Here is a 14,466-nt window from a genome sequence, read left to right as displayed (position 1 = left end):
GTGCTTTTCCGGGCGGGCGGGCGGCGGTCCGCGCATACACTCGGCCCATGAGCAACGAACCGTTCTCTGCCAATCCATCCGGACAGCCGCCGACCCCGGGCGGGCCCGGACAGACGCCCTCCGGCGCGTACCCGACGGGAGCGGTGCCTCCCGCCGCGCCGCCACCGGAAGCCTCCCAGTATTCCGCCGGAGCCACGCCCGGCGTCGCGCCGACCGACTCGACGACCGATGGGACGACCCCGGTCAAGCCGACCGCCGCCGAACGCGCGAACTCCGTGGTGAAGAAGGTGGTGATCGGGCTCGTCATCGCCGCGCTGCTCGTCGTCACCTACTTCATCCTCGAGGCGTTCCTGCCGCGCTGGTGGGCCGGTCAGATCGGGCAGCGCGTCGAAGGATCGTTCAGCCGCGGCATCGGCACCGGCCTGGTTCTCGGCATCGTGTGCACCTTTTTGCCCGTGCTGTTCTTCACGTTGGCGTTCGTCAACCGAAGCCGCATGAAGAACGTCCCGACGATCATGTTCGCCGTTCTCGGCGTGCTCGTCGCGATCCCCAACCTGCTGACCCTCACGGTGGTCGCCGGCGGTGGGAACGGCGCGCATGCCGGCGAGCGCATCTTCGACGTCGAAGCGCCCGGCTTCCGCGCCGCCACCGCCTGGGGCGTGATCATCGGGGTCGTTCTGGCGATCGGCGTCGGCTACTTCATCTGGCGTTACCAGCGCCGCGGACGTCAGCTCCGCGAGATCAAACACCCACCCACAACAGATCGGAAGTAGATACATGACCGAGCAGCGGATCGTCGTGGACATCGACGACGCCGGTGTCGCCACGGCGACGCTCAACCGGGCCGACAAACACAACGCGCTCGATCCGGCGATGTTCAATGCGCTTATCGACGTGACGGGCACCCTCGCCGAGGACAACCGCGTCCGGGCTGTGGTGGTACACGGTGCGGGCAAGAGTTTCTGTTCCGGCCTGGACGTGTCGAGCCTGGGTCAGGGTGGCGGGGTGAACTCGCTGCTGGAGCGCGAACCGGGCGTACTCGGCAACCACGCGCAGCGGGTGTCACTGGACTGGGGCCGCATCCCGGCACCGGTGATCGCGGCCATCACCGGCAACTGCTTCGGCGGTGGCCTGCAGATCGCGCTGGGCGCCGACATCCGCTATTCGACCCCCGACGCGCGCCTGTCCATCATGGAGGTCAAGTGGGGACTGGTGCCCGACATGGGCATCACCCAGACCCTCCCGCGACTCGTGTCCGCCGATGTGGCAAAGGAACTCACGTTCACCGGACGCATCGTCGACGGCGCCGAGGCCCAACGACTCGGGCTGGTCACCCGCGTCGTCGACGATCCGCTCACCGCCGCACTGGATCTCGCGCACGAGATCGCATCGAAGTCGCCGCACGCGGTCCGTGCCGCCAAGCGTCTCTACGACGAATCGTGGGCGGGCAGGGATCCGGCCGCGGCGCTGATGCTGGAGAGCGAACTCCAGGTCGGACTGATGGGATCCCCCAATCAGATGGAGGCGGTACACGCCGGGATGGCGCGACGCGAAGCGCGCTTCGCCGACCCGGAGTGATCGGAAGCCCGTGGTGGCTCGTCGCTTTCGCTCTTGCGCCCCCTCTGCTTCCAAATCCGTGAGAACGACCTAACCCCTGCTCCCTGAGGTGCGAGGAGCGCAAGCGACCCACCCCCGCTCCCTGAGGTGCGAGGAGCGTTAGCGACGAGCCACGAAGGGCCTGGTGAGATGCGTCGCCAAACCCTTCGTGGCTCGCTTCGCTCGCACCTCAGGGAGCATAGAAATCGGACGCTCACCTCAGGGAGCATAGAAATCGGACGCTCACCTCATGGAGCGGGCGGTGATCAGTTCGACAGACCGGCGTCCTTGCTGCCGTAGGCATCTCGGAGCCGTGGCTTGACGACCTTCCCCCCGGCGTTGCGTGGGAGTTCGTCGATGATCACCAGGTCCTTGGGGTGCTTGAACCGCGCGAGGTTCTCGTTGAGGTGCGGCTCGAGATCGGCGAGGGTGAGGTCCTCGACGCCTTCGGCGAGCACGACCACGGCGACCGGCACCTCGCCCCACTTCTCATCTGCGCGACCGATGATCGCGGCCTCGGTGATGCTCGGATGGCTGAACAGGACATTCTCGACCTCGGCGCAGTAGATGTTCTCGCCGCCCGAGATGATCATGTCCTTGGCGCGGTCGACGACGTAGAGGAAACCCTCCTCGTCCTGACGCACCAGGTCGCCCGAGTGGAACCAGCCGCCGCGGAAGGCTTCCGCGGTCGCCTCGGGCTTGTTCCAGTAGCCGATCATCATGTTGGGTCCGCGATACACGATCTCGCCGACCTCACCGGGTTTGACGTCGTTCATCAGCGGATCGACGATGCGCGCGGTGACCGCCGGGACGACCTTGCCGATCGATCCGAGCTTGCGCAGTGCATCCTTGCCCTCGAGGATCGTCGTCACCGGTGACATCTCGGTCTGACCGAACGCGGTCATGTTGGCGGCCTCCGGGAAGGATTCGTTCATCGCGTTCAGCACGGTGTCCGACGCCGGGGCCGCGCCCCAACTCATCGTGCGCAGCTTGAGCTTCCGGGGACGCGCCTTCTGCGCCGCGCACACGGCCTGCCACTGAGCCGGGACCATGAAGACCGACGTGACGCCCTCGCGCTCCAGTGTGTCGAGCATGGTGTCGGGATCGAAAGCCCCGAGCGGGTGGAGCACCGCGCGGATCCCGCGGTAGAAGATCGGTGCGAAGCCGCCGATCCCCGCGATGTGGAACAGCGGCGGCACGATCGAGGCGACGTCATCGGAACCGGACTGTACCCCGGCCGTGGCGATCGTCGTCACCGCCTGCGCCTGGATGTTCTGATGAGTGAGCATGGCGCCCTTGGGCTTTCCGGTGGTGCCCGAGGTGTACATGATGGCGGCGACGGTGTCCTCGGGCACGTCGACCTCCGGCAGGTCCGACGCTCCCTCGGCCAGCAGGGTCTCGAAGTCGAGATGGTCGGCGTTGTCGCTGCCGTCGACGACGATGATGGTCTCGATCTGACCGGTCGACCCGGCGACTGCGTCCGCGATCGGAGCGAGGAGGGTCTCGGTGACGACGACCTTCGCACCGCTGTCGGTGACGAGATAGGCAACCTCGGCGGGGCTCATGCGGATGTTGACCGGTACCGGGATGGCGCCGATGAGAGTGGCCCCGAGAATCGCCTCGATGTACTCGGTGCGGTTGAGCAGGGCCATCAGAACCCTATCACCGAACTGGACACCCCGCCGATGGAGTGCGGCTCCGAAGGCGCGCGACCGGTCGTCGAGTTCCTTCCAGGTCGTGTTCTTGTCGAGGTAGGTGATCGCCGTGTTGTCCGGGGTCATCATGGCGTGCCGGCGGACCTGGTTGTTCCAGTGATTGCGGCGCGAGCGGTACGGCTCGGTGGTCAGATCGTTCGTGACCTCGGCACTTGCAGTCATGACTGCCTCCATTCGTCGAGCGAGGCTCGACCCGTTGTGAAGCCCTCGGTGAGGGTCCGGCACTGTTGTGTCCCGAGTCACACATTAGGTCGTCGGTGTTGCCAGAATCAGGCATTCCCGCCGTTTGGTGACACCAGGCCGGCGCCACCCTCGACCGTGCGTCGTTTTTCGTCGGGCTCGCGACGATGGCTACTCAACCTCGCGCGCACGTCGTCGCAGATACTTTCGCGCTCGCTCGTCGCCGGTGAGCTCGGCGGCCCGCTCGAAGTGCTCACGCGCCGCGTCGGAGTGCCCGACCCGAACCAGCAGATCTGCCTTCGCCGCGTGGAACGGGCCGAAACCCGCGGCGTCACCGCCCAACTCGTCAAGCAGTGATAGTCCATCTGCGGGGGAACTCGCCCGCCCGACGATCGCAGCGTGGGCGATCCGCGCACCAAGCGTCGGCGCCACGGCCATGAGCGCGGACGACAGCGACTGTAATGCGGCCCAGTCGACGACACCGGTGCGTGCGCGGTCGGCATGGACGGACTGCATCGCGGCCTCGAGCTGGAACCGACCGTGCGGCCGGCCGAACGCCGATGCGCGTCGGAGCATCGCTTCCCCGTCCCGGATGAGCGCGACATCCCAGGTGGCCGGATCCTGCTCTTCGAGCGGGATGAACGGGCCGGTCCGTGCCGGCGCCCGCGACAACGAGAGCGCGATCAGCGCAGCGAGTCCCCACGCCTCGGGATCGTCGAGCAGCGCGGCGAGCGTGACGGCCAGGTGCAGCGACTCCCCCGCCATCGATTCGACGGTGTCGGGATCGGTCCCGTCGGCGTCGTTCCACGCGATCGCGAAACACCCATAGACTGCTTCCAGCACAGCGGGGAGTCGCTCCGGCATCGCCGCGCGGTCGGGAACGACGAACGGTATGCGGGCGTCGCGGATCCGGCGCTTGGCTCGCACGAGGCGCTGCGACATCGTTGCCGGGGCGACCGTGAAGGCGGTGGCGATGTCGGCGGCCTCGAAGCCGAGCACCGACTGCAGCATGAGCGGCGTGCGGGCGGCGGCGTCGATGGCCGGATGGGCGCAGGTGAACAACAATTCGAGGCGCTTGTCGGGAATGGCGTCGGGGTCCACATCGTCAAAGGAGGTCACGGTGGTTGCTCCGGGAGAGATGGTGTCGTCGAGGATCTTCGACGTACGGTGCGCCGCCGACTTCCAGACGTCGCGCTGCTGGTTGCGTGCGACCGTGAGCAGCCAGCCTTCCGGGTTCGCGGGTACCCCATCTGACCGCCACGAGGTGAGCGCACGTTCGAAGGCGGTGGCCAGTGCATCCTCCGCGAGCGCGAGATCCCCCGACGCGGCGGCGAGAAGCGCCACCAGCCGCGAATAGGACTCGCGGGCAGCATGTTCGGCGGCGGTGTGCGCTTCTCGTCGGGTCATGCGTTGGGTGTCCACGCACCATCGACGGTGTAGGTCGCGCCGGGCCTGATCTCCACGACACCCCACTCGATCGGCGGTGCGTGACGCGCCCACTCGATGGCGGCGTCGAGGTCGTCGACATCGATGACGACGGTTCCGCCGAGCTGTTCCTTGGTGTCGGCGAAGGGGCCGTCCTGAACGACGAGCCGGCCGTCGACCTTGCGCAGCGTCGTCGTGACGTCCGAGCGCTGCAGGACTTCGGCACTCACGAGCACGCCGGCGTCCTGGAGGGCCGTCGTATAGGCGGCGAAGGCGGCCTGGCCCTGAGCGATGGCTTCCGCACCGAGGGTCGACGCGTCCATCTCCGGGTAGTGCAGCAGCAGCGAGTAATGCATGATCAGGCCTCTCGTTCAGCGGGCCGCTCGTCGGTCCGTGTGCAGTGATGACGAGCGTGCCGGACGCCATTCGACACATTCGGCCCGTCGTTCTTCGATTACCGCTGCCCTAATCCGAAGGAAGCGCATAACTCCTGCTCCCTGAGGTGCGAGGAGCGCAAGCGACGAGCCACGAAGGGCCCGGCGAGACAAGTTGCCACACCCTTCGTGGCTCGCTTCGCTCGCACCTCAGGGAGCATTCCTTTGGGACGTTCACGAGTGTTTTTTATTGGTCACGATGGCCGCCAGGCCGCAGATACTGAGGAGGCCCGGAACTTGCGGAGCGCCGTGTCCCCCTCGCTCCCTGAGGAGGCCCGGAGCTTGCGGAGGGCCGTCACGAAGGGTCATCGAACAGGGCCATCACGAACGGCCAAGCCGGTCAGCGCGGGCCGCGGCATCGGGCCACATCGCAGGGCATCGGAGACCGGGTACCGTCGCGAGTTCGAAGTGCCACCACTCGTTGGCGAAGGTTCGGCACAGGCCCCAGCGGTAGCCGGTTCGTTCGAGCCAAGCGGCGCCTTCCCGAGGGCCGACGTCGATGGCGTGGCCGCTCACATGTGGCGACTGCTCCGCCGGCAGGACCCACCGTCGAGCAGCTTCCGGGCTGCCGTAGGTCGCAATCGCATCACGCCACATCTGCCGCTGCTCCGCGTCTGTCCGCTTACCGGACGTGATCCACAACGAGACCCCCTGTGCGCGTGCGGTGTTCGACGCCTGCTGGTAGGCCGTCGCCAGCGCTGGGTCGAGGCCGGCGGTGGGCGGCGCGGCATTCGCCGGTACGCCGCCGAGTCCGGATAGCAGCAGGGCCCCGAGTACGGCGGTACAGATGACCGTGATTCGCCGGGCCGCGATGTCGATGAACCTCATGACCGCAGTAAACCGTACGACCGACGCCTATCGCATCGATCCGTCGGAGCTATTACCGTTTACTGCGGGTGGGCCGCGTGCGAGCCTGTGGAGGGTCGGAAAAATGAAGAAGCGTCTGGTGGTCTGTTGCGACGGCACGTGGAAGTCGTCGAAGGACCCACGAATTTCGAATGTCGAGAAGATCGCCCGAGCCGTCACCACCGATGCCGACGACGGCGCCGTGCAGCTGGTCCATTACGTCAACGGTGTGGGAACCGGGTCGGGCTGGTCTGACCGCGTCATCGGCGGGGCGTTCGGTCGCGGCCTCGATGCCAACCTGATTGATGCCTACCGATTCCTCGCCCTGAACTACGAGCCCGGTGATGAGATCTTCGTCTTCGGGTTCAGTCGCGGCGCATACACTGCACGGAGTCTCGGGGGCATGATCTGGCACATCGGCCTTGTCACCCCGCTCGAACTCGCGCAGCACCCGACCGAGAACCTGTTCGAAACGGTCCTGCGGTACTACCGGATGAAGCGGGAGGATCGCCCGGCGAAGACCCCAGGCGCCCCGGTGCCGGTCAAGTTCATCGGCGTCTTCGACACCGTTGGTGCCCTCGGCGTTCCCGGCATCACCCGCGTCAAGCACAAGTTCCACGACGTGAAGCTCGGCAAGAACGTCGCAGTGGCCAGACAGGCGCTCGCCATCGACGAACGTCGGCTGACATTCGATCCCTGCGTCTGGGAAGTCGACAAGGCAGATGAGGGAAAGATCGACGTCAAACAGGTGTGGTTCGAAGGGGTCCACTCCGACATCGGCGGTGGTCTGGCGGTCACTGAACCCTCGGAACTGAGTCTGTCCTGGATGGTGCGTGAGGCGGAACTTGCCGGCCTACAGTTCTGCTACAAGCGATTCACGCCTATCAGCTTCCCCATCGACCCGTCGAACGAGAAGTACGCGACCAACAAGTCGATGAACGCCGCGTACCGCATCGTCAACATCTTCAAGCTCGCGTTCGGCCCGCTGCGGATGCGCGGAGAAACCGTGCGTCACAAGGGTCAGTCGCGATTGCTCGAGGCGAACAAGAATGATCCAGCAAGGCCGCTGTACATAGCCGCGCCCGCGCTCACTCGGTGGAGTGACGACATCGGGTCACGCAAGAAGAGGGCGACGAACATCGGCGCGTGGGAAGAGCTGATCAAGGATTTGTCGGTCCGCGCGGTCGACATTCCTCCGCTCGAGGCGCCGGTGACTACCCGACAACCGGCATCCCCCGCGTCAGAGTCGCTGCTTCCCCGGTAATAGTCACTGCGGGGCAACGTCTTTCGTTGCAGCGATCTGGATCAGATTGCCGCACGTGTCGTCGAAGACCGCGACGACCGCAGGTCCGATATCGGTCGGTTCCTGGGTGAACTCCACACCGAGGCCGCGTAGCCTCTCGTATTCGGCCTGAACATTGTCGACGGCGAACTGTGCCAACGGGATTCCGTCTTCGATGAGCGCGTCCCGATAAGGCTTGACTGCGGGGTGGCCAGACGGTTCGAGAAGGAGTTCCATCCCCTCGGGATCGTGCGTGGAGACCACCGTCAACCACCACGTGTTCTCCCCCATCGGAATGTCATGGCGAGTCGTGAATCCGAGTATCTCGGTGTAGAACTCGTGTGCCTTGCGCTGGTCGTCGACGAAGACGGACATCAGGGTCATTCTCATGGGAGGTCCTTTCGAGGGGCGGGCCACCGCTCGGCGATCTCGCCGAGCGGTGCGGGGTCGAAGTAGTGGAATTTGGAACGTCCGCGTTTCTCGGTGTGGACCAGTCCGGCCGTCTCCAGCACGCCGAGGTGCTGGGAGATCGCCTGTCGGCTCAGGTTGAGCCCACGCCGAGACGTGAGACGACCGCAGATCTCGAACAACGTCTGGCCGTCCCGTTCGACCAGCTCGTCGAGGATTGCTCGCCTCGTCGAGTCATCGAGTGCATGGAACACGTCGGCCACACCTGACAATAGGCAAGTCGCTGCTTGCATGTCAATGGTGGACGCATCGCTCCCGCTTTTGCTCCCTGCACCGATAGGACCGACCCCCCATGCTCCCTGAGGTGCGAGGAGCGCAGCGACGAGCCTCGAAGGGCTTGGTGAGGCGCCTCGCGATGACCCTTCGTGGTTCGTCGCTTTCGCTCCTCACACCTCAGGGAGCGAAGGGATCTGCCTCAGAGGCTGTGGGTGGCTCGCCTCGCCCCTTTGTGGCCTACGCCCGCGCACTCCCGAGATACGCCTCTTCGATCCTCCCGATGTCACCGGCAAGCGAGGCCGCGGAGTCCGTCAGAGCGATGTCGCCGTGGACCAGCACCACTGCCCGATCTGCGATGCCGAGGGCCAGGCGAACATGCTGCTCGACGAGAACCACCGCGGTGCCCTCGGTGTCGGCGACATCCCGCAGGACGGGCAGGATCGATTCGACAACGATGGGTGCGAGTCCCATGCTCAGTTCGTCGATCAGCAGCACTCTCGGCTGCTGCAACAGCGCACGCCCGATCGCGAGCATCTGCTGCTCTCCCCCGGACAGCTCGCCCGCGGCGACCTTGAGTCGGTCTCTGAGAGCCGGGAAGTGGTCGAGCACCCTGTCGACGGCGCTGTTCCGAGCCGCCCCGCGTCGTCGAATGGCCAGCTGGAGGTTCTGTCGGGTCGTGAGTTGCTTGAACAGCGACCGGTCGTCCGGAACCAGGACGAGTCCGGAACGCACGGCCGCACGCGCATCCCCTGACCGAACTGCGTGACCGCCGACGCTAACCTCGCCGTCGAGTCGCGGCAGAAGACCGGCAACGGTGGTGAGCAGCGTCGTCTTTCCGGCCCCGTTCGGTCCGAGCAGAGCGACGATCTCCCCTGCTTCGACGGACAGATCGAGGCCGTGGACGCAGGCTTTGCCGCGCGAGTACCCGGCGTCGAGGCCACGGCATTCGAGGACCGTCACGGCGTCATCTCCTTGGTCGTCGAATGTGTCTCGGAGACAGCGCTGTCCGGTGGCGAAGAATCCTCGGACCCCGCCACCGCCGACGAGGGCGTACCGAGGTAGGCGTTGACGACGGCCGGGGATCGTCGGATCTCGTCCGGGGTGCCCTCGGCGATGACGGATCCGAGATCCAGGACGATGACCCGATCACACAGGCTGAGGACGAGGTCCATGTCGTGGTCGACGAGAACCATCGAGACCCCGTGCGCCCGGGCCGCCCGCAACCTCTCCCCCAGCCAACGGCTCTCGGTGCTGTCGAGTCCGGCTGCCGGCTCGTCGAGCAGTGCGACCTCGGGCCGGCCGGCCAGCACGCGCGCCACCGCGACGAGTTGACGCTGCCCCTGGGAGAGATCAGCGGCCACAACGTCACCGAGTTGGCTGATCTCCAGCATCCGCAGCACGTTGCGGACATTGTCGGCCGTGTCGCCCGGCGCGCGACGCGCGGCAATCGCCAGGTTCTCGGCGACCGACAACTCGCCGTACAGCTCGATGTCCTGGAAGGTCCGACCGAGTCCAGCGCGGCTGCGGCGGTGTGGGGCCAGACCGTCGAGGGTCGTGCCACCGAGGGCCACCGTTCCGTCGGCGGTTGCGAAACCGCTGATGGCGTCGATGAGCGTCGTCTTGCCGGCGCCGTTGGGGCCGATCAGGCCGACGATCTCGCCGGATCGCAAGTCGAAGCTGACGCGGTCGACAGCAGTGACCGCCCCGTAACGCACCGTGACGTCGCGGGCCGAGAGCAGAACCTTGCCGCTGGTCGGTGGACTGGCAGGCGTCGTCGGTGCGGTCTGATCGTCGACCTGAGGCGGTGCCGGTGGACGGCGCCGACCCGGCAGCGGGATCTTGTGCAGATAGCCGATGACGCCGTCGGGGCTGGTGACGACGGTGAGCACCAACAGAATTCCGCTGATCAGCATGTAGTAATCGCCGAAGGATCCGTACTTGTCGGCGACGAAGTACATCACCCCGCCCGGCGCGATGATCCCGGCGAGGATCGCTCCCGAGATCGACGTCACGCCGGCGATGTAGAAGACGGCGAAGAGTCCGATACCGGCGAAGACGGCGTAGCTACCCGCAGTGGCGAGCGTCTGCTGGTAGGCCAGCAGCGATCCGCCGAGGCCGGCGAGGAAGGATGCGATCGCGAAGGCGATGAGTTTGGTTGCGCCGACATTGATCCCGGCGGCGGCCGCCGACCGCTCGTTGGCACGCACGGCCAGCATCGACGCGCCGAGTCCGCTGCGGCGCAGCACCGCCACCCCGTACGCCACCGCGGTCAGCACGACGAGGCACAGGATGCCGAACGCGATGCGCGGATAGCCTTCGCCGGCACCGATCCCCAGGTCGATGCCGAACAACGACGGGGATTCGACAGGCGCACCCTGTAATCCGCCGTTGAGTGACGGATTGCGGAACCAGAACGCCTCGCAGAACACGGCGAGGGCGAGCGTCGCGACCATGAGCGGCAGCCCGCGCACCCGAAGAGCGGGCAGGCCGACGATCACGCCGATGACCATCGCCACGCAGGCCGCCAACAGAGGGGCAAGCGGGAACGGGATGTTCAGGTCTTCGGTGAGCCGGCTGAGGGCATAGGCACCGACGCCGGCGAGCGTCAGTTGGGCGAGCGAGACCTGTCCGGCGTAACCCGTGACGACGACCTGGGACAGCGCGATGATGCCGTAGATCATCGTGGCGATCACGGCGAGCCGGAGACTGCCGGAGGTGGTGACGAGTGCCAGTACCGCGACGACGACACCGACGATCCCCGGGATTACCAGACTGTTCGGACGCGGTGACCGGCCGAGGTCGTTGCGGGTGACCGCGCCACGGCCCGGCAACGGACGCCCGCGGATGAGGAGGAAGCCGATGATGAGGATCAGCGGGACCGCCTCGGCCACACCGGCGTCGGGCATCCAGTCCCAGGTGGTCTGCAGTTTCGTGGCCTCGGACTGCAGCATGCCGATGACGAGTCCGGCACCGACGGTGATCGATATCGCGGTGAAGTTGCCGACCAGCGCCGCCGCGAGGGCCGGCACGATGAACATCGTGTAGGCCACGGGATTGAGTGGAACGATCGGTGCGATGAGCACGCCGCCGAGACCGGCAGTTGCCGACGACAACGCCCAGTTGGCGACCGCGATCCGGTCCGGTGAGAGGCCGGTGACGAGTGCACCCTTCTCGGATTCGGCGGCTGCCTCGGTCGCCACGCCGAAGCGCGTGTAGCGCAACACGAGTCCCGCGCAGATCGCGAGTCCCACGATGACCACCGCGAGCATCAGACGGTCCGTCGGAACGGCGCTCGAACCGATCGTGAACGTGTCGACCTTGAAGATAGGTCCGACGCTCGGTGCGTTCTCGCCGACCCGCAGCGCGATGAGCGCCTGGATCACGAGCATCAGACCGATCGCGGCGACCGCCTTCGCCAGAGCCGGCGCCGCACGCATCGGACGGAACACGAGCAGGTAGAGGATGACACCGAGGATTGCGGCGACGACCACGGAGATGAGCAGCGCTGCACCGACTCCCAGGTCGGAGCCGAGTGAGATCGTCGCCGGGAAGCCGGGTATCGGGTTGAGGAGTTCCCCCTGGCGCAGAAAGGCGTAGGTGTAGGCGGCGTACAGCGCCACGGCGCCGGTGGCGAAGTTGACGACGCCGGAACTCTTGAACGTCATCACCAGAGCCAGGCCGAGGGCGGCGAAGACGGCACCGTTGCCGAGGCCGAGAACCAGGAATGCGAGATGGTCGGTCATGGAACTCCCACATGGAGGTGCGGCGATCGGGGGCCGCGTCGATGCGGCCCCCGATCTGTGGAGGAACTAGTTGTTGGTGACGACGGTGTTCTCGAGCTTCGCGTCGGCGGTCACGTCGCTGACCAGGATCGCCTTGCTGCACAGCGACGTCAGCGGCGGGAACGCCTGGCCGTTGCAGGTGAAGGTGATGCCGGGTGCGGCCGGTAGCGGGACATCCTTCGCCTGCGACAGTGCCGTGGTGAACGTCTGCGCGTCGACGGTGCCCTCGAGTCCGTTCAGTTCGCCGAGTGCGGTCATGACCTGGTATCCGATGTAGGCGAGGCCGGCCGGGTCGGTGTCGGGCGCGTATTGCGCCATCACGCTGCGGTATTGGGTGACGCTCGGGTCGTCGGAGCTGAGGTTGACCGTGGTGAACGCCTTGGCGCCGGAGACCGCTTCGTTGCCGACGGCGTCGAGGACGGGCTTGTCGAGGCAGCTGGCGATCAGGTACTTCGAAGCGTCGGGTGCGACGGTCTGGAGGGTCTTGAGGACCGAGATGCACTGGCGGGTGTCGCCGAGGATGCTGACGGCATCCGGGTTGTCGGCGAGGCCGGCGGTGATCTGCGGGGTCAGGTCGGCGGCGCCGACCGGCACGGTGACGACGTTGAGGGTGACGCCGGCACGCTGGAACATCGGGTCGCCCAGGGCTTTCACCGACGCGGCCGCGTCACCGGAATCGCCGATGATCAGCGTGACCTTCTTGAGTCCGTCCTTGGCTGCGGTCGCGGCTTGTCCCGCGAGAACGGCGACGATTCCGCCGGAGAGCATGAACGAGCCGGGGGTGGCCATCTCGGCCTGTGACACGGGGGCCTGTGCGACGAACGGGATCTTCGCGCCGGCGATGATCGGCAGCATGACCGCGCCCTGCGCGCCCAGCGGTGAGACGACGACCGAAACCTGCTGCTCCACCATCTGATTCGCGCACTTGGTGGCCGAGGCGGGCTCTTCCTGCTGCTTGCACACCACCAGTTCGATCTGGTGGCCGCCGATGCCGCCGCCGTTGTTGTTCAGATATTCGACGGCGGCTTCGCTGCCCTCGCGCACCATCGGCGTGGTCACCGCACCGCCCTCGGGCACGATCAGCCCGACCTTGACCGGATCGCCGGTCGCCGGATTGCTGGGGAGCTGGCTGGTCTCGCCCGCGGTGGGGCTCTCGGAGCTGTCGTCGGCGCAGGCCGTCAGCGCCCCGAGCGCGAGCACCCCGGAACAGCCGATCACTGTCGCGGTCCGAAGCACACGCCTGAGTGCACTTGGTGATTTCATGCGATCCCCTTCGATCGAGATACGACGAGCCGCCGCCCCCGGGCGTGGAGGTCGGTCGAAATGTCGGATTTGATGACTCGGTGGCGACTGTAACCGGCTGGTCGTCGTTGCTTGATGGTTTCGAAAGATTCTGTCCTGCACTGAGTCTCGGCGCTGGTAGGTCGACGGTTCGCACGGCAGCACGAACTGTCGGCCCGGTGCCGGAAGACCCCCCCGCGGTCGACTCGCGTGACCCCACCGGCGTGCAGCCGACGAACTCACACTGGACTCAGAGGCAAAAGTTAGACGACCATCCAAACTTTGGTGGCGGAATGCAAGAATTGGTCGGTCGGGGTCGCCCCGCCCGTACGGAAGGCACCACAGTGACCGAAGCGCCGGCCCTCGGCCGCCGAGAACGTAACAAGCAGCAGACGCGTGAGCGCCTGCTGACCGCTGCGCGCGAACTGCTGGCGTCTGAGGGAAGCGCCGCGACGGTGGAGTCGATCGCCGAGCGTGCCGAGGTGTCGCGGGCGACGTTCTTCAACTACTTCCCGAGCAAGGACGACCTGCTCACCGATCTCTACGCGCAGTTGATGGGGACGTTCTCGCATGTTGTCGACGCGATGCTCGACAAACCGCTGAGTACGTACGAGCGGGTGGTGGGTGTGTTCGTCGATTTCGCACGGTCGTCGGTCGCCGACCCGGACTACATGCGAACGGTGACGAGCGAAATCGAGCGGATCTCATCAATGTCGGGGACGCTCGGCGAACGCAGCCATGTGTTCACCTCGGAGGTGCTGCGGCTCATCGAGCGCGGCATCGAACAGCAGGACGTGCGCACCGATCATCCGCCGGAGTTTCTCGCCCAGATGGTCGCGGCGATCTACGTGTCGAGCATGCGGTACTTCCAGATCGACCCCGGCTTCGACGTGAGCGAGAATTTCGAACGCGCCGGCCGTTACGCCGCGGAGTCGCTGCTGCCGCGGTAGGGCCGGTCAGTCGCCGGGACGTTCGACCTCGGTCTCCCACCGTTCGCGGCGTTCCTCGTCGGTCTGCTCCCACCACGGGGTTCCGCGCTCACCCAACGCGACCTTCGCAGCCTGGACGCCCTGGCGAGACTCGGGTGCGCCCTTGGTTCGCTTCACGTCGCGGCGCCACGCCATGAGGATCGACTGCAATTCGGATCGGCGGTCGTCCGGGATCAGCGGATCCGTCGCCCGCCACTTGCGGCCGTTGACGATGATGTGGTGGCCGTCGGGAGTGTGTTCGGGCTCGGGCAT

At 66.4% G+C, this 14,466-nt stretch carries 14 protein-coding genes; 4 read left to right on the top strand and 10 right to left on the bottom strand.

What is annotated here, in order from left to right; all coding sequences use genetic code 11:
* The first annotated feature begins 47 nt into the window (after positions 1 to 47).
* Together B1818_RS20705 and B1818_RS20700 are read left to right on the top strand one after the other, a co-directional pair.
* Positions 48 to 773 carry a hypothetical protein gene (locus tag B1818_RS20705; RefSeq protein ID WP_058250511.1) on the top strand — a complete coding sequence of 242 codons (726 nt, stop codon included), beginning with the start codon at positions 48 to 50 and terminating at the stop codon, positions 771 to 773.
* 4 nt (positions 774 to 777) lie between these two features.
* Entirely contained in the window at positions 778 to 1,578 is an 801-nt protein-coding gene (locus B1818_RS20700; protein ID WP_058250510.1) for a crotonase/enoyl-CoA hydratase family protein, read from the top strand.
* A gap of 284 nt (positions 1,579 to 1,862) precedes the next feature.
* Here B1818_RS20700 and fadD5 read toward each other — a convergent pair whose 3' ends face one another.
* The 4 genes from fadD5 to B1818_RS20680 all read right to left on the bottom strand — a co-directional run bounded on the left by fadD5 (position 1,863) and on the right by B1818_RS20680 (position 6,178).
* Positions 1,863 to 3,473 carry a fatty-acid--CoA ligase FadD5 gene (gene fadD5 / locus B1818_RS20695; protein WP_078113871.1) on the bottom strand — a complete coding sequence of 537 codons (1,611 nt, stop codon included), beginning with the start codon at positions 3,471 to 3,473 and terminating at the stop codon, positions 1,863 to 1,865.
* 189 nt (positions 3,474 to 3,662) lie between these two features.
* On the bottom strand, positions 3,663 to 4,898 hold the full coding sequence (locus tag B1818_RS20690; RefSeq protein ID WP_078113850.1) for an RNA polymerase sigma factor: 1,236 nt from the start codon (positions 4,896 to 4,898) through the stop codon (positions 3,663 to 3,665).
* Positions 4,895 to 5,272 (bottom strand): YciI family protein, encoded by a 378-nt coding sequence (locus B1818_RS20685; RefSeq protein ID WP_078113849.1) that lies wholly within the window; start codon positions 5,270 to 5,272, stop codon positions 4,895 to 4,897. The genes B1818_RS20690 and B1818_RS20685 overlap by 4 nt, the downstream gene beginning before the upstream one ends.
* A gap of 399 nt (positions 5,273 to 5,671) precedes the next feature.
* Positions 5,672 to 6,178, bottom strand: coding sequence for a M15 family metallopeptidase (locus B1818_RS20680; RefSeq protein WP_078113848.1), 507 nt, complete (start codon positions 6,176 to 6,178; stop codon positions 5,672 to 5,674).
* A 103-nt stretch (positions 6,179 to 6,281) separates the two neighbouring features.
* Between B1818_RS20680 and B1818_RS20675 the strand changes: the two genes are divergently transcribed.
* Positions 6,282 to 7,460, top strand: coding sequence for a DUF2235 domain-containing protein (locus tag B1818_RS20675; RefSeq protein ID WP_078113847.1), 1,179 nt, complete (start codon positions 6,282 to 6,284; stop codon positions 7,458 to 7,460).
* Between the two features lie 3 nt (positions 7,461 to 7,463).
* Here B1818_RS20675 and B1818_RS20670 read toward each other — a convergent pair whose 3' ends face one another.
* The 5 genes from B1818_RS20670 to B1818_RS20650 form a co-directional block, all read right to left on the bottom strand.
* On the bottom strand, positions 7,464 to 7,868 hold the full coding sequence (locus B1818_RS20670) for a VOC family protein (protein ID WP_078113846.1): 405 nt from the start codon (positions 7,866 to 7,868) through the stop codon (positions 7,464 to 7,466).
* A complete protein-coding gene (locus B1818_RS20665) occupies positions 7,865 to 8,179 on the bottom strand; it encodes a helix-turn-helix transcriptional regulator (protein WP_068971633.1) in 315 nt (104 codons plus the stop codon). Before B1818_RS20665 ends, B1818_RS20670 begins: the two co-directional genes overlap by 4 nt.
* Positions 8,180 to 8,399: 220 nt before the next feature.
* Positions 8,400 to 9,122: an ABC transporter ATP-binding protein gene (locus tag B1818_RS20660; protein WP_078113845.1), complete on the bottom strand. Its 723-nt coding sequence runs from the start codon at positions 9,120 to 9,122 to the stop codon at positions 8,400 to 8,402.
* Positions 9,119 to 11,905, bottom strand: coding sequence for a branched-chain amino acid ABC transporter permease/ATP-binding protein (locus B1818_RS20655; protein ID WP_078113844.1), 2,787 nt, complete (start codon positions 11,903 to 11,905; stop codon positions 9,119 to 9,121). The genes B1818_RS20660 and B1818_RS20655 overlap by 4 nt, the downstream gene beginning before the upstream one ends.
* A gap of 66 nt (positions 11,906 to 11,971) precedes the next feature.
* A complete protein-coding gene (locus tag B1818_RS20650; RefSeq protein WP_078113843.1) occupies positions 11,972 to 13,207 on the bottom strand; it encodes an ABC transporter substrate-binding protein in 1,236 nt (411 codons plus the stop codon).
* A gap of 362 nt (positions 13,208 to 13,569) precedes the next feature.
* Between B1818_RS20650 and B1818_RS20645 the strand changes: the two genes are divergently transcribed.
* Positions 13,570 to 14,175 carry a TetR/AcrR family transcriptional regulator gene (locus B1818_RS20645; RefSeq protein ID WP_078113842.1) on the top strand — a complete coding sequence of 202 codons (606 nt, stop codon included), beginning with the start codon at positions 13,570 to 13,572 and terminating at the stop codon, positions 14,173 to 14,175.
* 6 nt (positions 14,176 to 14,181) lie between these two features.
* On the opposite strand, the gene B1818_RS20640 is transcribed toward B1818_RS20645, so the two are convergent.
* Positions 14,182 to 14,466: a hypothetical protein gene (locus tag B1818_RS20640; protein WP_078113841.1), complete on the bottom strand. Its 285-nt coding sequence runs from the start codon at positions 14,464 to 14,466 to the stop codon at positions 14,182 to 14,184.

This window comes from Gordonia sp. IITR100 (assembly GCF_002009645.1).
Taxonomy (GTDB): domain Bacteria; phylum Actinomycetota; class Actinomycetes; order Mycobacteriales; family Mycobacteriaceae; genus Gordonia; species Gordonia hongkongensis.
This window is presented reverse-complemented; position numbering and strand designations above follow the sequence as displayed.

Bases quoted from the DNA above. Each gene is read 5' to 3' on its own strand.
- B1818_RS20705 (WP_058250511.1), top strand. From the start codon at position 48: ATGAGCAACGAACCGTTCTCTGCCAATCCATCCGGACAGCCGCCGACC.
- B1818_RS20700 (WP_058250510.1), top strand. From the start codon at position 778: ATGACCGAGCAGCGGATCGTCGTGGACATCGACGACGCCGGTGTCGCC.
- fadD5 (WP_078113871.1), bottom strand. From the start codon at position 3,473: ATGACTGCAAGTGCCGAGGTCACGAACGATCTGACCACCGAGCCGTAC.
- B1818_RS20690 (WP_078113850.1), bottom strand. From the start codon at position 4,898: ATGACCCGACGAGAAGCGCACACCGCCGCCGAACATGCTGCCCGCGAG.
- B1818_RS20685 (WP_078113849.1), bottom strand. From the start codon at position 5,272: ATGCATTACTCGCTGCTGCTGCACTACCCGGAGATGGACGCGTCGACC.
- B1818_RS20680 (WP_078113848.1), bottom strand. From the start codon at position 6,178: ATGAGGTTCATCGACATCGCGGCCCGGCGAATCACGGTCATCTGTACC.
- B1818_RS20675 (WP_078113847.1), top strand. From the start codon at position 6,282: ATGAAGAAGCGTCTGGTGGTCTGTTGCGACGGCACGTGGAAGTCGTCG.
- B1818_RS20670 (WP_078113846.1), bottom strand. From the start codon at position 7,868: ATGAGAATGACCCTGATGTCCGTCTTCGTCGACGACCAGCGCAAGGCA.
- B1818_RS20665 (WP_068971633.1), bottom strand. From the start codon at position 8,179: ATGCAAGCAGCGACTTGCCTATTGTCAGGTGTGGCCGACGTGTTCCAT.
- B1818_RS20655 (WP_078113844.1), bottom strand. From the start codon at position 11,905: ATGACCGACCATCTCGCATTCCTGGTTCTCGGCCTCGGCAACGGTGCC.
- B1818_RS20650 (WP_078113843.1), bottom strand. From the start codon at position 13,207: ATGAAATCACCAAGTGCACTCAGGCGTGTGCTTCGGACCGCGACAGTG.
- B1818_RS20640 (WP_078113841.1), bottom strand. From the start codon at position 14,466: ATGCCCGAGCCCGAACACACTCCCGACGGCCACCACATCATCGTCAAC.